We start from the raw sequence: 22,571 nt of genomic DNA on the forward strand, positions 1-22,571 counted from the left end.
TGGGTTTACGCGGTTATGCCTGCTGGCCTGGGGGGGGGGCGGCCAGCCCTACCACGAAAAAACCACCCGATTACAAGAAAAATCATTCGCTAGCGCACGACTGTCAAGCGAATTCAGCTATCAAAATCATAGTTTCCAGGCCTGGAAACAAGCCCTTCCTTGCGCACCGGCAGGCGCCGCCGAGTCACGCTGGCTGGCTGCGCGACCATGTGCAGGCTGCGCTCGTTCGCCATGGCCGCCAGCGGTCCGATCAATGCGGCCTCGGGCAGGTTGCGCCAGTATTTGCGCGGCATTTCCTTTTGCATCGCCTTCATCTTCAGGCGCGCCGGATTGAAGGTGTGCCGGTAGTAGGTAAGCCAGAGCTGCTCGCCGGCATCGGCAGGCGGCGCATCGCTTTTTTTCGCGCCAGGGCCGAAACGCAGCTGGCCCTTCATGGCGGCAGGCTCCGGTTGAACCGGCTGCGCCGCTGTGCGGGGCGGCAATGCGGTGGCCAACGGGCTGCGGCTGCAATCCCATTCGACGCTGCAGTCGGGCGTGAGGATGGCCCAGCGCATTTGCGTGAAGCGGCGTGCAAAGAACGGCGCCACGGCTTCGACAATGTGGTGTTCGGGCTCGAACCAGGCGACATGCAGCGGGCCGTCTTCGGGATGCGCCCTGAAACGCTCGTCCTGCACCGAGCGAAAACGCACGAATGCCTTCATCTTGTGCAGGTCGCGCCGCACCGCCTGCGCCATGTGCGCAGCCTGTAGCCGGTCCGGATCGAGCGGGTCGTGGCGCAGGCCGGTCTCATGCGCCAGGCGCCAGAAAATACGGTACAGCAAACCAAAGCGGTTCGGGTCGCGGTGCAGGATGACGCTTTCGCACAGCGCCATGAATTCGGCCGGCACTTTCACCGCCGGTGCATCACTGAATGCCTCGGCATTGCCCGCTGCAGCCGTCAAATCCGGCGTTGAGAACAGGTCCTGGACCGGCGCGTTGCTGGTGTGCCAGGACACCTGTTCGGGGGGCACCTGCCGGGCCAGCAGGCTGCGGGCCGCCCGTCGAAAGCCTTGCAGGTCGGCGGGACCGTGCAGCATCACGGGTGTGAGCGTGGACGGGAACAACTCGCTGGTCAGGCGGTCATTTTTCAGGTGCATGCAGGTGTCCTTTCCAGAGGATTCAGGACGGGCAGTTTTGCTGCCGCCAGGGGTTCTGCCACCTGCGGTTCATCAAACAGGTCAGCCTGTGCGGGTGCGGGCCGCAGGCGAGTCGCCAGGTTGGCGGCATCCAGCGTGGCGCCGGGATGGTGGTCGGGCAGCAGCACGAAAGGCCAGACTTTGGCCAGCGGCACATGCAGCCGCAGCAGGTCGCTGGCGCGCACATCGCGCACCCGCCGTGCCTGCAATATGCGCACCACGGCCTTGACGCCCAGGCCCGGCACGCGCAACAGCATTTCGCGCGGCGCCCGGTTCAAATCGACCGGAAACTGCGCCCGGTGCGCCAGCGCCCAGGCGAGCTTGGGGTCGATGTCGAGCGCCAGCATGCCGCTGGCCGGCGCCAAGTCGGCCGCACTACCGGCAGGGTTTGCGGGAACGATCTCGTCATGGGTGAAGCCGTAGAACCTGATCAGCCAGTCGGCCTGGTAAAGCCGGTGTTCGCGCATCAGCGGCGGCGCCTTCAGGGGCAGTCGCGCCGACGCATCCGGAATCGGACTGAAGGCCGAGTAATACACCCGCCGCATTCTGAAATCGTCATACAGCGATGCACTGGCGCCCAGGATGGTGCGGTCGTCGGTCGCATCGGCGCCAACGATCATCTGCGTGCTTTGCCCGGCCGGCGCAAAAAGCGGTGCGGCGCTGCGCCCTGCACGGCGCGACTGCGGCAGCGAGATGATTGAAATGCGCGACTGGTCGTGCGCAGCGCCTTTGGCGTCGTCGATATGCCCGCGCAGCCGCGCCATCGAGCGCCTTATCGCCGGTCCGTCCTTTTCAGGCGCCAGCGCCTGCAGGCTGCCCTGCGTGGGAAGCTCGATGTTGATGCTCAGGCGATCGGCATACAGGCCGGCGCGGGCCAGCAACTCGGGCGACGCGTCGGGAATCGTCTTGAGGTGGATGTAGCCCCTGAAGTCATGGTCTTCACGCAGCCGGCGCGCCACCTCGACCACCTGCTCCATGGTGTAGTCCGGGCTCTGGATGATGCCGCTGGACAAGAACAGGCCCTCGATGCAGTTGCGCCGGTAAAAATCGAGTGTCAGCCCCACCACTTCATCGACCGTGAAGCGCGCCCGGGGCACATTGCTGCTGACCCGGTTGACGCAGTACAGGCAGTCGTAGGTGCAAAAATTGGTCAGCAGGATTTTCAGCAGCGAGATGCAGCGGCCATCGGGCGCATAGCTGTGGCAGATGCCGCTGCCTTCGGTCGAGCCAATGCCCCGGCCGCCAATGGAATTGCGCTTGCCGGTGCCGCTGGAGGCGCACGACGCATCGTATTTGGCGGCATCGGCCAGGATGGCCAGCTTGTACTGAAGGGTAGGATGTGACACTGTAATAATATACAGTGTTTGAGCCAGATGGGCATCGGGGCCGGTGCAATGGCCGCAATGGGGTCGGGGCTTCAGGCCCGGGGCAGCGCTGCTTTCGGGGCCCGGGTTTCCATCACCAGGTAGATCACTGCCGCCACCAGCAGCGGCACCAGGAAATACACCACCCGGTAGGCGATCAGGCCGGCCAGCAGTTCATGCTCCGGCAGGCGGTGCGACAGCAGCGCGACAAACACCGCCTCCAGCACGCCCAGGTTGCCGGGAATGTGGGTGATGACGCCGGCAATCGCCGCCAGCAGCAGCACGCTGGCAACGCTGAAAAAATCGATGCGCTGCTGCAGCAGGATGAAGACAATGCCCGACATCAGCAGCCAGTTGCCCGCGCCCATGGCCAGTTGCAGCCCGACCAGCCTGAGCGAAGGCAGCTCGATGTCGTGGCCGCGCAGGCTGAAACTGCGCTGGCTGGAAAAGGCGCAGGCGGCCAGGTAGGCCAGTGCCAGTCCCAGCAGCGCAAAGCCGATCAGCCGCAACTGGAACGCATCGATTTTCCAGCCGGGCGGCAAGGCTGGCGGCTGCAGGCTGAACACCAGCCCGGCCAGCAGCAGGTAGCCCATCCAGTTGGCCAGCATGCTGAAGCTGATCACGCGGGTGATGGTGCCCATGGCCAGCCCGAGCCGCGAATACAGCCGGTAGCGAAAGGCAATGCCGCCGACCAGCGAGCCGAGGTTGAGGTTGAAGGCGTAGCTGACAAAGGTCAGCTGCATCACGGTGAAAGCGCGCAGCGGGTGGCCGGTGTAGTGGCGCCCGAGCAGGTCAAAACAGCTGTAAAGCCCGTAGCTGGCGACGGCCAGCGCCACCGCGCCCCAGGAGGCAGACAGCGGATAGTCCTGCAGCGATGACAGCACCCTGCCCCATTCGATGGTGCGTGCCTGCGAGACCAGCAGCCAGGCCACCAGGCCGAAGAATAAGGTCGTGGCAGCGCGCCGCAGCCATGGCCACCAGGCCCGGTCGGCAAGCTTGCGCCGCACGCCTGGCGGACTGCCGGGGCGCGCTGAAGATTGCAGGCTGTCGCTCATGGGTGCCTCATGCCGCGTCGGCCTGGCTGACCCGGTCAGCGCCCGCACTTTCGAGCGTCGTGTCGGCCACTTTCGCCGGCAGGAGGCGCGGCTTGTGCGCCGGCAGCCAGTCTGCCCATGCCGGGTAGCGGCTGAGCAGGTGGAAGACGAAAAAGCTGCGCAGCGAACGCCACCAGCTCCATTCCGTCAGATCAGTCACGTGAATCTGCTTGCAGCTGTTGTGTACCAGGTCGTCCAGCCGCTCGCTCAGGTGCTGGTTGAAGGCGCGGTCCTTGATGATCACGTTGGCCTCCAGGTTCAGCGACAGGCTGAGCGGGTCCAGGTTGCTCGAACCGACCGTGGACCAGGTGTCGTCCGACACCGCCACCTTGCCGTGCAGCGGCCGCTCGCAATATTCAAAGATCTGCACGCCGGCCGACAGCAGGTGGCCATACAGCATGTTGGCGGCGATCTTGACAATCGCCATGTCGGGTTCGCCCTGCAGGATCAGCCGGACCTGGACGCCGCGCCGGGCGGCCCGGCGCATTTCCCTGAGCAGCCGGTAGCCGGGGAAAAAGTAGGCGTTGGCAATCACCACGCGGTGCCGGGCGGCACGGATGGCGATACGGTAATGCCGCTCTATGTCGGTGGTGTGCAAGCGGTTGTCGCGGGTGACAAAAATGGCCGCTGCCTCGCCCGCCGGCGCCGGGTCTGCGCGCCAGCGATTCGTCAGCAGATGCGCCCGGTCAGTGATGCGCTCGCGCAGCTGGCCTGCCAGGCTCCTGCCGGTGTTGTGCTGCCCGGCCGCCAGCGCCTTGTGCACGAACGCATGGATCACCGAGACGATGGGGCCTTCGATCTCGACCGAATAGTCCTGCTTGGCTTCAGGCCCGAAGTCGGCCAGGTGGTCTGCTGAATAGTTGATGCCGCCAATGAAGGCACGCTGGTCGTCCACCACCACGATCTTGCGGTGCATGCGCCGGAACAGGTTGGTGCGCCAGCCCCACAGGCGCGGTGCCGGATCGAACACATGCACCCGAACGCCGGCCTGCGTCAGCGCCGAGATGAAGCCGGGCGACAGGTCGGGCGAGCCGAAACCGTCAATCGTCAAGTCGACCTGCACGCCGCGCGAGGCCGCCGCCAGCAGCGCCGCGTGCAGCGCCAGCCCGACCTTGTCCTCGAACAAGATGAAGGTTTCCACCACCACCTCGTGGCCGGCGCCGGAAATCGATTCAAAAACGCGCGGAAAAAATTCCTCGCCGTTTTCCAGCAAGTGAAAGCGGTTGCCGCCGACCCAGCGCGTCATGCCTTTTCCGGGCGGGCAGACTGGCCCTGAAATGATCGGGAAACGGCGTGGTGAGGCGGCATGGCAAGAACCGGTTAAAGCCTGATCTCGGCCGCCAGCGGCGCATGGTCGGACAGGTGCGACCACGGATGGCTGGGCAGCACGATGGGCGAATGGCCAACTGCATTGCGCACATAGATGCGGTCCAGCTGCAGCAGCGGCAACCGGGCCGGAAAGGTGCGCGCCGCATGGCCGTTGGCCTGCACGAACACCTCGTGCATGTTGGCGTCCTTGGCCATTTGCGCATGCGCACGACGGCGCCAGTCGTTGAAGTCGCCCGCCACCACGACAGGCGAGCGCGCCGGGATTTCCTTGCGCACCATGTCGCACAGCAGCTTCATCTGCTGGGTGCGGTGGGTTTCGACCAGCCCCAGGTGCACGCAGATGGCGTGAACCGTGTGACTCTGGCCGGGCACCTGCAATTCGCAATGCAGCATGCCGCGCCGCTCCGGGCCGCTGATGGAAATGTCGCGATTTTCAAATTTGACAATCGGAAACTTGGACAGCAGCGCATTGCCGTGGTGGCCGTTGGTATAGACCGCATTGCGGCCATAGGCAAACTGGTCCCAGATGCTGTCGGCCAGGTATTCGTAATGCGGCTGGTCGGTGTAGTTGTCGAACTTTTCCGAATGCTTGAGGTGGCTGCCGGTCACCTCCTGCAAAAACACCACGTCCGCGCCCACGGTGCGCACCGCGTCGCGCAATTCGGACAGGATGAACTTGCGGTTAAAGAAAGTGAAGCCCTTGTGGATGTTGACCGTGAGCACCTTGAAGGAAGATGCCGGGTCGGCACTTGCGGTGAGTTGCTCGTCTGCTGTGGGGCCGGCGCTGGCCGCAAGACGCCTTGCACGGGGCTGGGCATGAAGTGTTTTGATTTTGTGGGGCATGAGGTTCTCGGACGCTGGGTCAAGGATTGCCGGCAGCAGCGCGGTGTTGGAGGAAAAAGGGGCAACAATCTGGCGGCGACGGGAGACCGCAAACCGGCCAAGCTTGACGAAGCATGATTGTTGTCCGGCGGCGTATTCAGCACTGTAGGACGGTAACTTATTTCTGCCGGGCCGGCTGGCGCGCCTTGAAAGTCAAGCTTGTCCGGATCCACTGGCCCGATCGCCTGGCCACAAGCCAGACCGCCAGACCGCATCGGCAAGACAGGCGCTTCTTGCGTGCCTGTGCGGGCGTGTCTGATACAAACCTTGGCTCTGGCTTGCTGACTTTCATGCGGTGTCCGGCAGTTCCTGGTCAGGCACACGTGTGACGAGGAAAAAGGGACCGATGTCGAGGAACGCGCAGCCAGGACGAAGCAAAGCACCCAGTCCAGCGCATGAGCCAGTTCCAGAAAACACCGTGCAAGCGCCATGCTGCGCAAGGTCAGCGTCCTACAGCGGGAAATGTGTATCTCTGGCAAAAGTGCTCCGGCGTGAGCAATAGACTGGCCGAGTGCTTTCGCTGGCCCTCAAGTGGCGAGCGCATTTTTATCCCGATTTAAAGGAGTTTTTATGTTGAAAAAGTCATCCATGAAATTTATTCCGTTGACCCTTGCGGTCACGGCAGCGTTGATGATGGGCGGTATGGCCCAGGCGCAGACCAGCAGTTCGGGTACCAGCGGCTCGGCCATGACCGGCTCGGGCGTGCAGGGCTCGCCAGACGCTTCCGGCCCCGGCGCGGGCATGGGCAACAAGGGTGCTGCCGGAATGACCAAGGGCATGACCCCTTCGGCCACCACAGGTGCCAGCGGCTCGGCCATGACCGGCTCAGGCGTGCAGGGCTCGCCAGACGCTTCCGGCCCCGGCGCGGGCATGGGCAAGAAGAAAGCTGCGGCAACTCACAAAAAGAGCATGAATCATTCCGGGACCAAGGCTGCCAAAGGCGCAAGCGGCTCGCCAGATAATTCTGGCTCGGCCACAGGCATGGCCAACAGCAAGAAGGCTGCCGCAGCCGGCAAGGGCATGAACAGCTCCGGCTCCACCGGTAGTGGCTCGGCCATGACGGGATCAGGCGTTCAGGGCTCGCCGGATGCTTCTGGTCCGGGTGCAGGCAAGACCCGCTAAAACCGGGTAAGGCGCGCAGGTTATGAGCGGCTTGCCCTTGTGGCACGCTGCTCATTCCGGTCGCCACTTGCTGCAAGGCCTGTAATGGGCCATGCGCTGCAAATACGTGGATTGTCCAGATCGCAGCGCTTGAAAATTTAAAAAAAGTATCAAATAAAGGCTTGCCGCAAGTCCGGCAATGCTTTTCAGCTATACAAAAAATAGCAACAATACCCAGTCCGCGATGCAAAAAACCTGCATCGCTGCGCTTGCTCGACCGATGCAGGTTTCTTTGGGCTTCAAAACTTGAAGGTCTGGCGCCAAACCGCGAATTTTTCCCGAGCCAACAAGGTTCTTTTCACTCGAAAAACATTCGGTCGCCCACACTCCTGGCGCGTAAAAAGGGCCCCGTGAAAGCGGTATAGGCGCGCCTTGCTGCCCGCGTCGATCAGTCCCATCCAGTCCAGCCAGTCCGACAAGCCCCGCCGGGAGCCTTCAATGCCGGCGACGTCGCCATGCACCACCAGGCCGTAAACACGGCCGGCCAGGTTTTTGGGATAGTCCCATCCCTTCATTTCCAGCGCCTTGCCTTGGCTTCCCCGGGCTTTTTGCCGTGTGTGCTGGTGGAGTCCGGATTGTCAACGTCGGAGCACACCAAGCGGTCGATCATGAGTTTGAGCGGGCTGGGCGGCTGGTACCAGTACACCGGCGTCACGATGATGACGGCATTCGCCCTACAACAGCTTGAGAAATGTTGGCACCATGAAAAATTATGAAATCCACGGTTTGCGCAATACGCAACTGCGTAGACAGCTATTTAAAACATAGCAAATCAGCGATTGCATGCGGACATGAAAAAACCGCACGGGCCGCGCTCGCAAGCGCAACCCGAACGGGTTTTCAAGGGGTCCGGCAACGCTGGCGGGTTTTATCCCCGGCGATGCATCATGCCGCCATCATGGTGGCCGGGGCCGCCGTGCCGGCCCATTTTTCCCATCCGGCTGTGCTCGGCATCAAAGGTTTTTTGCTGCTCGGGGCTCAGGGCGGCGTAAAAGGCCTTGGTGGCTTCGCTGCGCTTGTCCATCTCGGCGTTCATTTCGGCCATGCGCTGGGTGCGCAGTGCCTTCATTTTGTCAATGCGCTCGGGCGTGGTCAGCTTGTCGAGTTCGGCGCGCTGCGCGGCCATGGGACGTTCGCCGCCCATCATGCGGGCCGGCGGCTGCATGGCAGCGGTGAAGCTGGTCCATGCGCCTTCCTGGGCCGGCGTGATCTTGAGCGTGGCTTTCAACTCGGCCTGGCGCTTGGCCATCCAGGCCTGCATCCTGGCGGGGTCTTGGCGGCCCATCCAGTGCTCGCCGGCATGGTTCTGCCTGGCGTTCTGGGCTGCGGTTGCCGACGTGCCGGGTTTCAGCGCTGCGGGCGCCGCGTCGGTGCCTTGCGCCATGGCGGCGCCAGTGGTGGCCAGCAGGCTGGCAAGGATCAGGCCGTTGAGTGACTTGAGTGCGAATTTCATGGAAGCTTCCTTTGGATGAAAAAGGTCTGGCACCAGGAATTGGCGACAGCTTGGAGGCAAGTGTGGCGCGCCTGTGTATCGCCGCCATTGCGCCGTTGTGATGGTTTGTAAAGTTGCATGAAAGCCGTGTTGCGGCCGCCGGCTTTCCCGGCCTGCGCGCGGCCGCCCGGACGTTCTGCAAGCACGGCGGGTGCGCCCATCCGGCCACCCAGCTTGCGCTATGCTTTGTCCTCAAAATGCAACAGGAACCGGGCCGCCCATGAGTTTTTTATCGGAACTGAAAAGTCGTGCGAATGCGTTGCAAGGCCTGGAACTCGGCGCGCAGCGCGACCTCATGGCCGGCACCGAGTCCTGCGAGAAGGCCTGCCGGACGGCGCTGGCCTATCTGCAGGATTTGTGCGCCCAGCTCAACGTCATTCAGCCGCCTGCAGCCGGCGCTTACAGCCTGGACGGCAAGGCGCCGTTTCCCGATCTGGTGCAGCGCAATTTCCGCTGCGATGCGCGTCGCAAGATGTTGCGCAATGCGGAGGTTTTCGACTACATCGGCGTCGGCTGGGACTTGCTGCCTGCCACCGGGCAGGTAGCGACCCATACCGTCACCGTCAACTTTCTGCCCGATCTGGAACGCGTGACAAACCGCCTGTCGGTCGGCCAGATCCAGCATGAACGCAAGGACTTGCGCCACCCCGACAGCGGCAAGCTGCTGGCCTATGAATTCGACTACCAGACCGAGTCGCGCGCCTTCATCACGCTGACGCCCGAGCATGACGCCGGCCGCATCGCCTGTCGCGTGACCAACGTGGGTGGGTTTGGCGTGCTCAACCCCACCTATCCGGCGGCGCAGTTCAACGCCAGGCTACTGGATGAACTGGCCAAAAAACTGGTCGGCCAGCCCAGCCGCTTCGGCTGAAACGTACAACTGCTGACGGCTCGGGTCTTGCCCGCCGCCGGCCACTGTGCTTACAATCGCCGCAGCTTGTCGGGGTGCCAAGGATGTTTACATCCGAGGCTGAGATCGCAATTTTGCGAGACCCGCTGAACCTGATCGGGATCATCCCCGCGTAGGAAACAAGGCACTTTGGCTCCGGTACTCCGTTTTCACCGCTTCACGCGGTGGTTTCACGGCAACATCTCCGGCTCCCCAGGCAGGCACCCACTACCTTCTGGAGACAACCATGGCCAAGACCCCTCTTTCCGTCGATGCAGCAGACCTGACCAGCCGCATCACCCGCACGCCCTTTCCGGGCTCGCGCAAGATCTACATCGAAGGCTCGCGGCCCGACATTCGCGTGCCGTTTCGCGAAGTCACGTTGACCGACACGCTGGTCGCCGAAGGCAGTGAAACCCGGCGTGAAGCCAACCCCCCACTGCGCCTGTTCGACTCGTCCGGCATCTACACCGACCCGACGGCCACCATTGACATCACGCGCGGCTTGACGGCCCTGCGCGCCGCCTGGATTGCCGAGCGCGGTGACACCGACGCCCTGCCCGGCATCACCAGCGCCTACGGCCGCGAACGCCTGAACGACCCGGCCCTGAAGGCCTTGCGCATGAGCGACGCGCCCCTGCCGCGCCGTGCCAAGGCGGGCGCCAATGTGTCGCAAATGCATTACGCGCGCAAGGGAATCATCACGCCCGAGATGGAATACATCGCCATCCGTGAAAACCTGGTGCGCGCCCAGCTGGCCGAGCGTCTGGCGACCGAGCGCGTACCGAAAACCGGCCATTCCTTCGGCGCGTCGATTCCAAAAGACATCACGGCCGAATTCGTTCGTGACGAAGTGGCACGCGGCCGTGCGGTGATTCCGAACAACATCAACCATCCCGAAACCGAGCCGATGATCATTGGCCGCAACTTCCTGATCAAGGTCAATGCCAACATCGGCAACTCGGCCGTCACGTCGAGCATTGAGGAAGAAGTGGACAAGCTGGCCTGGTCGATCCGCTGGGGTGCCGACACCGTGATGGACTTGTCCACCGGCGAGAACATCCACGAAACGCGCGAATGGATTCTGCGCAATTCGCCGGTGCCGATCGGCACGGTGCCGATCTACCAGGCGCTGGAAAAAGTCAACGGCAAGGCCGAAGACCTGACCTGGGAAATCTTCCGCGACACGCTGATCGAGCAGGCCGAGCAGGGCGTCGACTACTTCACCATCCATGCCGGCGTGCGCCTGGCTTATGTGCCGCTGACGGCGAACCGGCTCACGGGCATCGTCTCGCGCGGCGGCTCCATCATGGCGAAATGGTGTCTGTCGCACCACAAGGAAAGCTTTCTGTACGAGCATTTCGAGGACATCTGCGAGATCATGAAGGCCTATGACGTGTGCTTCTCGCTGGGCGACGGCCTGCGCCCCGGCTCGATTGCCGACGCGAATGACGAAGCACAGTTCGCCGAACTGCACACGCTGGGCGAACTGACGCAGATCGCCTGGAAGCACGATGTGCAGGTGATGATTGAAGGTCCCGGCCATGTGCCGCTGCAACTGGTCAAGGAAAACGTCGAGAAGCAGTTAGAGGCCTGTTTTGAAGCGCCGTTCTACACGCTTGGCCCCTTGATCACCGACATCTCGCCCGGCTACGACCACATTTCGTCGGCGATGGGTGCGGCCAATATTGGCTGGTACGGCACCGCGATGCTGTGCTACGTTACGCCGAAGGAGCACCTCGGGTTGCCGAACCGCGACGACGTGAAACAGGGCCTGATTGCCTACAAGATTGCGGCCCACGCGGGCGATTTGGCCAAGGGCTATCCGGGCGCGCAGATGTGGGACAACGCGGTCAGCAAGGCGCGGTTTGAATTCCGCTGGGAAGACCAGTTCCGCCTGGCGATTGACCCGGATACGGCGATGGCCTATCACGACGAAACGCTGCCCAAGGAAAACGCCAAGGTGGCGCATTTCTGCTCGATGTGCGGGCCGAAGTTCTGTTCGATGAAAATCTCGCAGGAGGTGCGCGAGTTTGCGCGGCTGAACCCGGAAACGACGACGCTGGCGAAGGCTTCGGGCGTGATTGCCATCAAGCAAATCGCGGTCGAAGTCGAAACCAGTTTCGAGGAAAAAGCCGAGGAATTCCGCAAGGGCGGCAGCGAGATTTATTCCTGACGCTGAACCGCCCCGCCTTGTTCCCTCTCCCTCCGGGAGAGGGCTAGGGTGAGGGCTCTCCGCACCCTTCAGAAATAGCAAATTTGCTATCAAGAAAATAGCTGCTTGCGCCCGTCCCTGTTGCGAAAGCCGCACTTTTTATTGAAATCTAGTGACTTTTATCAGTATATTTTCTCGTCCACGATTGCGCGCATCGCTAACCCTCACCCCAGCCCTCTCCCGGAGGGAGAGGGAGGAAGAAGGAGGCGTTGAAACCTTGCCGTCATCGCCATCCCGCTACCCTTGCAGTTCATTCAACCCCGCTATTTCCAAATTTTTACCATGACTTCCCTTCACATCGGTATCGCCGGCGCCGGCCTGGCTGGCCGCACGCTGGCCTGGCGGCTGCTGCGCGCTGGCTGCCGCGTCTCTTTGTTTGATTCACGCCCACGCGCTGCGCTGGACACGGCCAGCATGACGGCGGCGGCCATGCTGTCGCCGCTGGCCGAACTGGCCGTGTCGGACGACGCCGTATTCGCGCTGGGCCAGCGCTCGATGGTGCTCTGGCCGCGCTGGATTGACGAGCTGGCCGAAGGCGGCGGCGCGCCGGTTTACTTTCGCCAGAAAGGCACGCTGGTCGTGGCACATGCGCCCGACCAGTCGTCGCTGGAACATTTCACCCGGCTGCTGCAGCACAAGCTGCCCGAATCATGCCGCGCGCAGGTTCACACGCTCGATGCGGCCGCGCTGGCCGCGCAGGAGCCGGCATTGGCCGGGCGCTTTGGCGGCGGGCTGTTCCTGGACAGCGAAGGCCAGCTGGCCAACGACCAGTGGATGGCTGCGCTGGCTGTTGAGATCGACCGGCTCGGCGGGCAGTGGCATGAAAGCCAGGCGGTGGAAAGGCTGGAAGAAGGCCGCATCGTTTGCGCCGATGCCACGCACGCCGTCGATGTGGCGGTCGATGCACGCGGCGTCGGCAGCAAGGCGCAGTGGCCCGAGGTGCGCGGCGTGCGCGGCGAGGTGCTGCGGGTCGAATGTCATGGCGTCACCCTGCAGCGCCCGGTGCGGCTGATGCACCCGCGTTACGCGCTGTACGTGGCGCCCCGGCCGGACCACCAGTTCGTCGTCGGCGCGACCGAGCTGGAATCGGAAGACACCGGCCCGGTCACCCTGCGCTCGACGCTGGAACTGGGCAGTGCGCTGTACAGCCTGCACCCGGCCTTTGGCGAGGCGCGGGTGCTGCGGTTGTCGGCGGCATTGCGTCCGGCGCTGGACGACCACCGGCCGGCCGTGGTGCTGCGGGGCGGCGTCTGGCACATCAACGGCCTGTACCGTCATGGCTATTTGTGCGCGCCGGCCGTGGTCGATGAACTGGCCCATAAACTCCTGGGCACTGACAGCACGGAGGCAACATGAGCAATTTTGAAATTTCCCTGAACGGCGAACGCATCGCTACCGAAGCCGCCACGCTGCAAGGCCTGCTGCTGGAGCGCGGCTACGACCTGAAAAGCGCTTTTGCCTGCGCCATCAACAGCGGCTTTGTGCCGCGCCCGCAATGGCCGGAACGCAGTTTGCAGGGCGGCGACAAAATTGATGTGGTCACGCCGATCACCGGAGGCTAAGCATGAGCAATCCCATAAATTCATCCATCGCCCACGGCAATCCCTGGACCGTCGCCGGCACGACGCTGTCCAGCCGGTTTTTCCTTGGCACCTCGCATTACCCGTCGCCGCAGGTCTTGGGTGACGCGGTGCGCGCCAGCGGCACGGAAGTGCTCACGGTCGGCCTGCGCCGGCTGCAGCCTGAAACCGGTGGCGGCACGAGTTTCTGGCAGCGAATCCAGGCGCTCGGTTGCCACATCCTGCCCAACACAGCGGGCTGCCACAGCGCTGAAGAAGCCATCACGCTGGCGCAGATGGCGCGCGAGATTTTCGGCACGACCTGGATCAAGCTTGAAGTCATCGGTGACGACTACACGCTGCAGCCCGACACCGTGGCCACGCTGGAAGCCGCCACCACGCTGGCGAAAGACGGCTTTGCCGTGTTCGCCTACACCACCGACGACCTGGTGATGGCGCAGCGCCTGCACGCGGCAGGCTGCGCGGCGGTGATGCCCTGGGCCGCGCCGATTGGCACCGGGCGCGGGCCGCTCAACCCTTACGCGCTGGAAACCATGCGCCGGCGTTTGCCCGACGCGGTGCTGGTCGTCGATGCCGGACTCGGCCGCCCGTCGCATGCCGCGCAGGTGATGGAACTGGGCTTTGACGCCGTGCTGCTCAACACCGCCGTGGCGCAGGCGGGCGACCCGGTGCGCATGGCGCGGGCCTTTGCCGATGGCGTGGCGGCCGGCCGCGCCGCATATGAATCGACGCCCATGCCCGAGCACGCCGCGGCGCAGGCCTCGACCTCGACCGTCGGCGTTCCGTTCTGGCATGCCGGTTGAGGCAAGCCGGCTTTACGGCTTTCCGAATTTTTTCTTTCTCCCTCTCCCTTTGGGAGAGGGCAGGGGTGAGGGTTCCCCGGCTTTGTATGCCTGTGCCCAACCCCCACCCCCGCCCACTTGCGCAAGCGGCAGAGGGAGAAAGACCCCAAGGCACAAGCTGTCCCGCCTGACCTGGCCGATGGGCTTGCCATAAAAAAACTCCAAGGAATCACTGCCATGACTGATACATCCGCCACGCCTTTCCCTTCCCTGACCGGCCCCATCGGTTTTTACCCCGTGGTGCATGACGCCGCCTGGGTGCAGTGCCTGCTCGACTGGGGCGTGCGCACGGTGCAATTGCGCTTCAAGGCCGCCGGCCACACCGCCGCCGAAATCGAGCGCGAAGTTTTCGCCGCCGTCGAAGCGGGCAAGCACGTGCAGGGTGCGCAGGTGTTCATCAACGACCACTGGCAACTCGCGCTGGCCGCCGGTGCCTACGGCGTACACCTGGGCCAGGAAGACCTGGACATTGCCGACATCGACGCGCTGCGCCGCGCCGGTGTGCGGCTGGGCCTGAGCACGCACACGCCGGCCGAACTGGCGCGCGCCAGGGCGGTGCAGCCGTCGTACCTGGCGATTGGCCCGATCTACCCGACCACGCTGAAGGTCATGCCGTATCAACCGGTCGGGCTGGTGCAGTTGAAGCAATGGGCCACGCTGGCCGCGCCGTATCCGGTGGTGGCGATTGGCGGCATCTCGCTGGAGCGCCTGCCTGGCGTGCTGGCCTGCCTGGGTGGCGGCAACGACGGTGCGGCAGTGGTCAGCGCGGTGACGCTGGCGGCCGACCCGCATAAGGCGGCACTGGACGGCATGCGGCTGGCCGCCGGCTGAAAAGCGTCCCTACCACCATTTCAGGTATCAAAACATCTTCTTGCGCAGGTGGCGCGGGCATTTTCAGCTATTCATTCGATAGCACAGGATAGTCGGTGTAACCTTCGGCGCCGCCGCCGTAGAAGGTTGCCTTGTCGGGCTCGTTCAGGGGCGCATCCAGGCGCAGCCGCCTGACCAGGTCCGGATTGGCAATGAAGGGCTTGCCGAAGGCGACCAGGTCGGCGCCATCCTTCAGCGCCTGCTCGGCCGTCGCCTTGTCGTAGCCGTTGTTGACCATCCAGGCGCCCTTGCCGCCCGCCGCGCGGTAGGCCGCCTTCAGCGCCGCATAGTCGAACGGGCGCTCGGGCATCTCGCGCGGGCCGCCGGTGGCGCCGACGATGAGGTGTACATACGCCAGGTTCAGCTTGGCCAGCTGCTTGACGACGTACTCGAACAGCGGCTGCGGGTCGCTGTCGAAGGCATCGTTGGCCGGCGTCACGGGCGACAGCCGGATGCCGGTGCGGCCGCCGCCAATCGCGTCCACGATGGCGCGGGTCGCCTCCAGCATCAGGCGCGCGCGGTTCCGGATGGGGCCGCCGTAGTCGTCGGTGCGCTGGTTGGAGCCGTTCTTCAGGAACTGGTCGAGCAGATAGCCGTTGGCGCCGTGGATTTCCACGCCGTCGAAACCGGCCGTGTCCACCGCATTGAGCGCTGCCGCCCGGTAGGTGTGCACGATCTCGGGCAGTTCCCCGGCGTCAAGAGCGCGCGGCTCGGATGTGGCCACGAAGGTCGGCACGCCGTCCCGGATCAGCACCGTCTTGGTCTTGGCGGTGATGGCAGAAGGCGCGACTGGCTGGCCGCCGTCCGGCTGCAGCTCGCAATGCGAGACACGGCCGACGTGCCAGAGCTGCACCACGATCTTGCCGCCCTCGTCATGCACCGCCTGGGTCACATGTTTCCAGCCGTCGAGCTGCTCGGTGCCGTACAGGCCGGGCACGTCGGCATACCCCTGGCCCTGGTGGCTGATGGCCGTGGCTTCGGTGATGAGCAGACCGGCCGTGGCGCGCTGGGCATAGTACTCGGCCATCAGTGGCGTGGGAATGGCGTCGGGCGCGCGGTTGCGGGTCAGCGGCGCCATCACGATGCGGTTGGCCAGCAGCAGATCGCCGGCCTGGACGGTGTCGAATAAAGAAGACATGGGATTTCCTGGTTCTGGTGTGAAAAGGCATGCCGCCGGCCAGAACTGAACCACAGGCGTGCTGCACCGGATCGGCTTGTCCGGGCTGTCTGGCGCATGGGAAGCGTTGCCAGAACTGTCTGCCAATTATGAACCGGGGCGTGCGGTGCAGGCCAGCCGAAGCTTTTTGATTCTGCTCAAGGCCACCCGCTTTTGCCCGAGGTTGCCGGTTTGACCATCGGGCCATAATGGCATGGAAAGTACGTCATTCCCCGGTCATGGAACCATGTCACGATAGGACACTCTGACCGGCAGGCTTGCGGTACTTGCGCGACGGGCAAGGCGCTGTCCTACAAGGCGCAAAGGGCAGTGCTTATTCTGAAAACCGGCATGCTCTTTTACGATACAAGTCATCTGCTTGCGAATGGTTGTCTATGACTGACTTGTGCCCGGGCTTGTGGCCAAGGCATTGAAGGGAAATAAAAATGGTCAAGTACGCAATTATTTTCGCGGTCATTTCACTGATCGCCGGCGCCCTGGGGTTCAGCGGCGTTGCTGCCGGTGCGGCAGGCATTGCAAAGATCCTGTTCGGTCTGTTCCTGATCCTGGCACTGATTTTCATCGTGCTGGCGGCGCTGGGCGTGGGCGCTGCCAAGAAAATGATGAAGTGATGGAGCCTGCCGACAGCAAGCCGCCCGCATCGGCGGTGTCACGCTTGAAAGACCGTATTTTTCAGGGCTGGTCTTCCCGGGAGGAATCCGCTGAAACGAAGCGCCACCCGGTGCCGGCCATCCCGCCTCAGCGCCAGGTCGGGTTTCCCTCCAGGATTGCCGAGTTCCTGCTGGTGTTCAGGCTCAGGGCCCGCCGTCGTTCCGCGCTGTCCGCAGACATGCTCGAGCGCGCCGTCCGCGTCGTGTTCGTGACCTGCAAGAACTGGTTTGCCGGCAGCGATTCGCCCACTCCCCCGCCGCGCAGGCGTGACTAGCCGGCCGGCTTGCCACGCCGCTGCCCTTCTTTGTTTTTCCTCTACAGGAGCCACCCCTTCATGCACACTTCTTTGGTTGACTGCCTGCTCGAATACGAAGTGAGCAGCCCGGCGCATTTTCTGCTGAACATCGGCGCCGCGTTTGATCCTGGCCACGAAGTTGTCGAGGAGAGGCTGACCATCACGCCGAGCATGAAGGTGCGGCATTTTTCGGACGAGCGCAGCGGCAACCGCTTCATTCGCCTGGACGCGCCCAAGGGCGTGCTGTCGGTCAACTACCACGCCCGGGTGCAGTTGCATCCGTCCGCGCAGCCGCTGCAGCTGGACGAGACGCCCGTCAGCGCCCTGCCTGACGATGTGCTGCGTTACCTGATGCCCAGCCGTTACTGCGAATCGGATTCGCTGCGCCGCGTGGCGCAGCAGCTGTTCGGCCACCTGCCGCCGGGCACGAGCCGGGTGCGCGCGGTGGAAAGCTGGATTCACGAATCGGTTGATTACCAGGCCGGCGTCACCCAGCCGACCACCACGGCGCAGGACGTGTTCGTCCAGCGCGTGGGCGTGTGCCGCGACTTTGCGCACCTGGGCATCACGCTGTGCCGGGCGCTGAACATTCCGGCGCGGCTGGTGGTGGGCTATGTGAAATTTGCCGAACCGCCGCAGGACTTTCACGCCGTGTTCGAGGCCTGGCTTGACGGCCGCTGGGTGCTGTTCGACGCCACGCGCATGGCGCCCATCGAACGGCTGGTGCGCATCGGCACCGGCCGCGATGCCAAGGACGTGGCCTTTGCCACGATTTTTGGCGATGTGAAGATGCTGCGCAAGGAAATCACCGTCGATGAGGGCGAAATGCCCGCCGATGGCCAGGGCAGCGACGCAGAGCCTGCGACTGCAGCCTCGCCGGGCCTGGCGGGTTTCTGAACGCCGGCCCGTCGCTAAATTCTCCACGCGCCTGATGGGCGCTGGTCAGGTCCGGTAACTGGTGTCTAGCCGCTCCAGCTTGCGAACCAGCGACGGCCAGGCAAAGGCGCCGCCCAGGCCCCCGGTCTGCACGCGCATCGCTTCGGACACGCCCTGGACGATCAGCGGATTGACCGTCGTCAGCGCGCCGCCGCCGGCCTGCGCATCCACCTGAATGCGGCAGGTGGTCTCAAAGATGTACATGCTCAGAAACGCATCGGCAATCGACTTGCCGACGACCAGCAGGCCGTGGTTGCGCAGCACCAGAAAATTGGCGCGGCCCAGGTCGGCCTGCAGGCGCGGCTTTTCAGCGTCCCTGAAGGCCACGCCTTCGTAGTCGTGGTAGGCCAGCGACGCCAGCACGAAGGTCGATTGCTGGCTGATCGGCAGGATGCCGCCGGCCTGCGCACTGACGCCCACGCCGGCCCGGGTGTGGGTGTGCAGCACGCAGGCTGCATCCGGCCGGGCTTCATGCACGGCGCTGTGGATGACAAAGCCGGCGGGGTTGACCGGAAATGGCGACTCGATGACCTTGTGGCATTGCTCGTCGACCTTGACCAGGCTGGACGCGGTGATCTCGTCGAACATCAGCCCATACGGGTTGATCAGGAAATGGTGCGCGCTGGCGCCGGAGACCGACTCGGGCAGCTTGGCGCTGATGTGGGTGAACACCAGGTCGCTCCAGCCGTACAGCGCCACGAGCCGGTAACAGGCCGCCAGGTCGCAGCGCAGCTGCCATTCTTCGGCGCTGACCGTGCTCTGCAGGGAAGGAATGTTCATGGGGTGACTCCTGGAATATGCGTGGTGGGGGCCGTCAGCCTACAACGCCTGGCGTCCGCACCGCTGTTTCCCGCGCGACACCGCTGGCCCCGGCCCGACTTGGGAGCCAGGGGAAACCTGGATCAATTGCTATTGAAAATATAGCTAATATCGCCCGTGGGCAGTGCGGAAAGCAGGGTTTTTATCGATTTTCCGGGAAAGCTTCGCCTAGCGCTGGAAAGCGACCACCACCTGCCGCTGCTCGCCCAGCCCCTCGATGCCCAGTGCCATGGTGTCGCCCGCCTTGAGGTAGACCGGGGGCTTCATGCCCAGGCCGACGCCTGGGGGCGTGCCGGTGGTGATGACATCGCCCGGCTCCAGCGTCATGAACTCGCTGACATAGCTGATGATCCTGGCGACGCTGAACACCATCGTCCGGGTCGATCCGGTCTGCATGCGCCGGCCGTTGACATCCAGCCACATGCCCAGGTTCTGCGGGTCTGGTACCTCGTCGCGCGTCACCAGCCAGGGCCCAAGCGGGCCGAAGGTGTCGCAGCCCTTGCCCTTGTCCCAGGTGCCGCCGCGCTCGATCTGGTATTCGCGCTCGCTGATGTCGTTGATGGTGCAGTAGCCGGCGACATGACTCAAGGCCTCGCCTTCCGCCACATAGCGTGCGCGCGTGCCGATGACCACGCCAAGCTCGACCTCCCAGTCGGTCTTGACCGAACCCCGGGGCAGCATGACCGCATCGTTCGGCCCCTGGATGCAGCTGGTGGCTTTCATGAACACCACCGGCTCGGCAGGAATCGGCAAGCCGGATTCGGCGGCATGGTCGGCGTAATTCAGGCCGATGGCGATGAACTTGCGGGTGCCGGTCAGCGGACTGCCCAAACGCGGCGAGCCTTCGACCGCCGGCAGGGTGCTGGTGTCGTGCTGGCGCAGTGACTCCAGCGCCGCATCGCCCAGCTGGTCCGGCCCGATGTCGCCGACGAGGCTGCTCAGGTCGCGCAGCTGGCCGGCCGCGTCGATGAGGCCGGGTTTTTCCTGGCCGGGGTGGCCGTAGCGAACGAGTTTCATGAGGTTTCCTTTTTCTTTTGGGGGGTGAATCAGTTCATCTTCAGTCAACGGCGTCAGATCGTGATGCCGCCGTCGATGTTGTAGGCCTGGCCGGTGACAAAGGCCGAATCGTCGCTGGCCAGAAACACCACCAGCGGCGCAATTTCATGCGCCTGCGCCAGCCGGCCGATGGGCTGGCGCGCGACAAAGCCCTTGCGTGCCTCGACCGGGTCGTCAAACACATTGATGCGCTCCTGCAGCGACGGCGTGTCCACCGTGCCGGGGCAGACCGCATTGCAGCGCACGCCCTGCCCCACATAGTCGGCGGCAACGCTCTTGGTCAGCCCGATGACGGCGGCCTTGGACGCGCCGTACAGGAAGCGGTTGGGCAGGCCCTTGAAGCCGCAGACGCTGGCCATGTTGACGATGCTGCCGCCCTGGTTGGCCAGCATCTTCGGCAGCGCCGCCTGGATCATCCAGAACTGCGCGCGCACATTGAGCTGAAAGGCAAACTCCCATTCGGCATCGGTCGCCTGCAGGACTGATCCGGCATGCACGAAACCGGCGCAGTTGAACAGCACATCGAGCGGCGGCAAGTCATTCATCAGCGTTTGAATAGCCTGCTTGTCGAGCACATCGAGCACTGCCGTGCGGACATTGGGCACGCCGTCATAACTGGCGAGCAGCGCCGGATTGACATCGGTGGCCCAGACCTGCGCGCCTTCGGCCGCCATGGCGAGCGCGCTGGCCTTGCCGATGCCCTGTCCGGCGGCGGTCACCAGCGCGGTTTTTCCTTCGAGTCTCATCTTGTTTCCTTGGGAGGGGTTGTCGATCCGCACAGCCGCAGGCGCCAGGGCAGGGTTTTGCCGGATGGGTGGGGCACCTGTTTCATGGGATTATTAATTGGCCTTACCACTTGGCCAATTCTGGCTAACCCTTAATTCGAGTTTTCAGCTTTTTGCGCATGTCCCTTCTTCAAACCGTCGAACCCCAGCGCCTGTACCGGCAGATAGCCGCGCAGTTGCGCACACTGATCAGCGCAGGTGAACTGGCCGTCGGCAGCCGCCTGCCGGCCGAGCGCGACCTGGCCAAACAACTGGGTGTGAGCCGGCCGTCGGTGCGCGAGGCGCTGATTGCGCTGGAAGTCGAAGGCTGGGTCGAGGTGCGCACCGGCTCGGGCGTGTATGTGCTGGACCGCAGCAGCCCGGCCAGCCGCGTGGCCGCCCGCCAGCCGCAGATTCCGGCCGACGAATGGGGGCCGCTGGAGCTGATCCGCGCCCGCCGGGTCGTGGAAGGCGAAACCGCCGCCCTCGCCGCCAGCGAGGCCAGGCCCGGGCACATCGCGGCCATGACCCAGGCGCTGGCCCGGATGCAACTTGACGCCGACCAGGACGTGCTGCCGCTGGAAGGCGACCGCGACTTTCACACCGCCATCGTCGAATCCTGCGGCAATGTGGTGTTGATCGAGACCGTGCAGCGCTTCTGGGACTCGCGGCGCGGGCCGCTGTTCGAGCGGCTGACAGGCTATTTTGAAACCCTGGATTCCTGGCGCGCCGCCATTGCCGAGCATGACGCGATCCTGCTGGCCATCCGCAGCCGCGACCCGGCCGCTGCCCGGCTGGCCATGCACCAGCACATGGACAACTCGCACACCCGTTTCAGCGTGAGCTGGCGGCAGGCGCAAAAGCCCAGGTAGCCGCCTACCCCACAAGCGGTGCACGACTGGCGTGTGCATCGCCCGCCCCCGGCAAAGCCAGCAACCCACCCACAGAGGAGACATCATGAACCATCCGAACAAGCGAAGCACTCTCAAAACCATAGCGTATTGCGCCCTGCTGGCGGGCGCAATGGGCCTATCCGGCATGGCATCGGCGCAAACCAAGCTGAAATGGGCGCATGTCTATGAAACCTCCGAGCCGTTTCACAAATGGTCGGTCTGGGCCGGCGACGAGATCAAGAAGCGCACCAATGGCAAGTACGAGGTGCAGGTGTTCCCGGCCTCCACGCTGGGCAAGGAAGCCGACATCAACCAGGGCCTGACGCTGGGCTCGGTGGACATCATCCTGAGCGGCGCCAGCTTTGCCGGCAACACCTACAAGCCGCTGGCCGTCACCTACTTTCCCTTCATCTTCCGCGACGCCGAGCACCTGCTGAGCTATGCCAAGAGCGATGTCTTCAAGGAACTCGCCAAGGGCTACGACGACAAGAGCGGCAACCACATCACCGCGCTCAACTACTACGGCGCGCGCCACGTCACCTCCAGCGCCGCCAGGCCGGTGACCAAGCCCGAGGACATGAAGGGCCTGAAGATCCGCGTGCCCGACGCGCCGGCCTATCTGGCGTTTCCCAAGGCGCTGGGCGCCAATGCCACGCCGATTGCCTTTGCCGAGGTTTACCTGGCGCTGCAAAACGGCACCGTCGATGCGCAGGAAAACCCGCTGCCGACCATCGAGGCCAAGAAGTTCTACGAGGTGCAAAAGAACATTTCATTGACCGGCCACATCATCGACTCGCTGCTGACCATCACCTCCGGCCAGTTGTGGAGCAAGTTGTCGGCCGACGAGAAAAAGATTTTTTCGGACGTGATGCAGGAAGCTGCCGAGAAGACCGGTCGCGAGATCATCGCTTCTGAAATCCGCCTGGTCGAGGAGTTCAAGAAAAAGGGCAACAACGTCATCACGGTGGACAAGGCCGCCTTTCGCGAAGCGGTGCTGAAGAACACCAAGCCGACCGACCACGGTTACCGCCAGCAGGACTACGACCGCATCACCGCGCTGAAGTAGTGGATGCCCGCTGGCCGCCTT

General features: G+C 63.9%; 22 protein-coding genes, 1 pseudogene and 1 riboswitch. Of the genes and pseudogenes, 12 read left to right on the forward strand and 11 right to left on the reverse strand.

Going from position 1 to position 22,571, the window contains the following annotated elements; all coding sequences use genetic code 11:
- Positions 1 to 113 precede the first annotated feature (113 nt).
- The 5 genes from GZ092_RS01490 to GZ092_RS01510 all read right to left on the reverse strand — a co-directional run bounded on the left by GZ092_RS01490 (position 114) and on the right by GZ092_RS01510 (position 5,805).
- Positions 114 to 1,136: a TIGR03915 family putative DNA repair protein gene (locus tag GZ092_RS01490; RefSeq protein ID WP_293633896.1), complete on the reverse strand. Its 1,023-nt coding sequence runs from the start codon at positions 1,134 to 1,136 to the stop codon at positions 114 to 116.
- Positions 1,127 to 2,521 carry a putative DNA modification/repair radical SAM protein gene (locus tag GZ092_RS01495; protein WP_293633898.1) on the reverse strand — a complete coding sequence of 465 codons (1,395 nt, stop codon included), beginning with the start codon at positions 2,519 to 2,521 and terminating at the stop codon, positions 1,127 to 1,129. Before GZ092_RS01495 ends, GZ092_RS01490 begins: the two co-directional genes overlap by 10 nt.
- Positions 2,522 to 2,592: 71 nt before the next feature.
- Complete coding sequence (locus GZ092_RS01500) at positions 2,593 to 3,594, reverse strand: YbhN family protein (protein WP_293633900.1); 1,002 nt, start codon at positions 3,592 to 3,594, stop codon at positions 2,593 to 2,595.
- A 7-nt stretch (positions 3,595 to 3,601) separates the two neighbouring features.
- Positions 3,602 to 4,879 carry a cardiolipin synthase ClsB gene (gene clsB / locus GZ092_RS01505; protein WP_293633902.1) on the reverse strand — a complete coding sequence of 426 codons (1,278 nt, stop codon included), beginning with the start codon at positions 4,877 to 4,879 and terminating at the stop codon, positions 3,602 to 3,604.
- Between the two features lie 74 nt (positions 4,880 to 4,953).
- Positions 4,954 to 5,805, reverse strand: a complete 852-nt coding sequence (locus tag GZ092_RS01510; protein ID WP_293633904.1) for an endonuclease/exonuclease/phosphatase family protein — start codon at positions 5,803 to 5,805, stop codon at positions 4,954 to 4,956.
- A 627-nt stretch (positions 5,806 to 6,432) separates the two neighbouring features.
- Here GZ092_RS01510 and GZ092_RS01515 point away from each other — a divergent pair.
- Entirely contained in the window at positions 6,433 to 6,966 is a 534-nt protein-coding gene (locus GZ092_RS01515) for a hypothetical protein (protein ID WP_293633906.1), read from the forward strand.
- Between the two features lie 369 nt (positions 6,967 to 7,335).
- On the opposite strand, the pseudogene GZ092_RS01520 reads toward GZ092_RS01515, so the two are convergent.
- Positions 7,336 to 7,678, reverse strand: a pseudogene (locus GZ092_RS01520) (NAD(P)H-dependent oxidoreductase); the annotation flags it as partial.
- Positions 7,679 to 7,873: 195 nt separating this feature from the next.
- Positions 7,874 to 8,458, reverse strand: a complete 585-nt coding sequence (locus GZ092_RS01525) for a Spy/CpxP family protein refolding chaperone (RefSeq protein WP_293633908.1) — start codon at positions 8,456 to 8,458, stop codon at positions 7,874 to 7,876.
- A gap of 259 nt (positions 8,459 to 8,717) precedes the next feature.
- Here GZ092_RS01525 and GZ092_RS01530 point away from each other — a divergent pair, with 259 nt between their 5' ends.
- The 6 genes from GZ092_RS01530 (at position 8,718) to GZ092_RS01555 (ending at position 14,854) form a co-directional block, all read left to right on the forward strand.
- Positions 8,718 to 9,368, forward strand: coding sequence for a hypothetical protein (locus GZ092_RS01530; RefSeq protein WP_293633910.1), 651 nt, complete (start codon positions 8,718 to 8,720; stop codon positions 9,366 to 9,368).
- Positions 9,369 to 9,428: 60 nt separating this feature from the next.
- Positions 9,429 to 9,543, forward strand: a riboswitch (TPP riboswitch).
- A gap of 90 nt (positions 9,544 to 9,633) precedes the next feature.
- A complete protein-coding gene (gene thiC / locus GZ092_RS01535; RefSeq protein WP_293633912.1) occupies positions 9,634 to 11,562 on the forward strand; it encodes a phosphomethylpyrimidine synthase ThiC in 1,929 nt (642 codons plus the stop codon).
- Between the two features lie 321 nt (positions 11,563 to 11,883).
- On the forward strand, positions 11,884 to 12,957 hold the full coding sequence (gene thiO / locus GZ092_RS01540) for a glycine oxidase ThiO (protein WP_293633914.1): 1,074 nt from the start codon (positions 11,884 to 11,886) through the stop codon (positions 12,955 to 12,957).
- Complete coding sequence (gene thiS, locus GZ092_RS01545; RefSeq protein ID WP_293633916.1) at positions 12,954 to 13,163, forward strand: sulfur carrier protein ThiS; 210 nt, start codon at positions 12,954 to 12,956, stop codon at positions 13,161 to 13,163. The genes thiO and thiS overlap by 4 nt, the downstream gene beginning before the upstream one ends.
- A 2-nt stretch (positions 13,164 to 13,165) precedes the next feature.
- Positions 13,166 to 13,984: a thiazole synthase gene (locus GZ092_RS01550; RefSeq protein ID WP_293633917.1), complete on the forward strand. Its 819-nt coding sequence runs from the start codon at positions 13,166 to 13,168 to the stop codon at positions 13,982 to 13,984.
- A 216-nt stretch (positions 13,985 to 14,200) separates the two neighbouring features.
- Positions 14,201 to 14,854, forward strand: coding sequence for a thiamine phosphate synthase (locus tag GZ092_RS01555; RefSeq protein ID WP_293633918.1), 654 nt, complete (start codon positions 14,201 to 14,203; stop codon positions 14,852 to 14,854).
- Positions 14,855 to 14,921: 67 nt separating this feature from the next.
- Here the strand turns inward: GZ092_RS01555 and GZ092_RS01560 are convergent, their stop codons facing one another.
- Complete coding sequence (locus tag GZ092_RS01560; RefSeq protein WP_293633920.1) at positions 14,922 to 16,031, reverse strand: alkene reductase; 1,110 nt, start codon at positions 16,029 to 16,031, stop codon at positions 14,922 to 14,924.
- A gap of 464 nt (positions 16,032 to 16,495) precedes the next feature.
- Between GZ092_RS01560 and GZ092_RS01565 the strand changes: the two genes are divergently transcribed.
- Genes GZ092_RS01565 through GZ092_RS01575 form a run of 3 tightly spaced genes read left to right on the forward strand, consistent with a single transcriptional unit; the run spans position 16,496 to position 17,913 of the window.
- Positions 16,496 to 16,681 (forward strand): DUF1328 domain-containing protein, encoded by a 186-nt coding sequence (locus GZ092_RS01565; RefSeq protein ID WP_293633922.1) that lies wholly within the window; start codon positions 16,496 to 16,498, stop codon positions 16,679 to 16,681.
- The gene (locus tag GZ092_RS01570) at positions 16,681 to 16,995 is read left to right on the forward strand and encodes a hypothetical protein (RefSeq protein ID WP_293633924.1); all 315 of its coding nucleotides are present in this window, start codon (positions 16,681 to 16,683) and stop codon (positions 16,993 to 16,995) included. The genes GZ092_RS01565 and GZ092_RS01570 overlap by 1 nt, the downstream gene beginning before the upstream one ends.
- A gap of 60 nt (positions 16,996 to 17,055) precedes the next feature.
- On the forward strand, positions 17,056 to 17,913 hold the full coding sequence (locus tag GZ092_RS01575; protein WP_293633926.1) for a transglutaminase family protein: 858 nt from the start codon (positions 17,056 to 17,058) through the stop codon (positions 17,911 to 17,913).
- Positions 17,914 to 17,958: 45 nt separating this feature from the next.
- Here GZ092_RS01575 and GZ092_RS01580 read toward each other — a convergent pair whose 3' ends face one another.
- From GZ092_RS01580 to GZ092_RS01590, 3 genes are all read right to left on the reverse strand, one after another.
- Positions 17,959 to 18,732 (reverse strand): class II aldolase/adducin family protein, encoded by a 774-nt coding sequence (locus tag GZ092_RS01580; RefSeq protein ID WP_293633928.1) that lies wholly within the window; start codon positions 18,730 to 18,732, stop codon positions 17,959 to 17,961.
- A 207-nt stretch (positions 18,733 to 18,939) separates the two neighbouring features.
- Positions 18,940 to 19,788 carry a fumarylacetoacetate hydrolase family protein gene (locus GZ092_RS01585; protein ID WP_293633930.1) on the reverse strand — a complete coding sequence of 283 codons (849 nt, stop codon included), beginning with the start codon at positions 19,786 to 19,788 and terminating at the stop codon, positions 18,940 to 18,942.
- Positions 19,789 to 19,841: 53 nt separating this feature from the next.
- The gene (locus tag GZ092_RS01590) at positions 19,842 to 20,573 is read right to left on the reverse strand and encodes an SDR family oxidoreductase (RefSeq protein WP_293633932.1); all 732 of its coding nucleotides are present in this window, start codon (positions 20,571 to 20,573) and stop codon (positions 19,842 to 19,844) included.
- Between the two features lie 158 nt (positions 20,574 to 20,731).
- On the opposite strand from GZ092_RS01590, the gene GZ092_RS01595 reads away from it, so the two are divergent.
- A complete protein-coding gene (locus GZ092_RS01595; protein ID WP_293633934.1) occupies positions 20,732 to 21,463 on the forward strand; it encodes a FadR/GntR family transcriptional regulator in 732 nt (243 codons plus the stop codon).
- Positions 21,464 to 21,548: 85 nt separating this feature from the next.
- A complete protein-coding gene (locus GZ092_RS01600; RefSeq protein ID WP_293633936.1) occupies positions 21,549 to 22,550 on the forward strand; it encodes a sialic acid TRAP transporter substrate-binding protein SiaP in 1,002 nt (333 codons plus the stop codon).
- Positions 22,551 to 22,571: the final 21 nt, after the last annotated feature.

The organism is Polaromonas sp. (assembly GCF_010365105.1).
Lineage (GTDB): Bacteria > Pseudomonadota > Gammaproteobacteria > Burkholderiales > Burkholderiaceae_C > Polaromonas.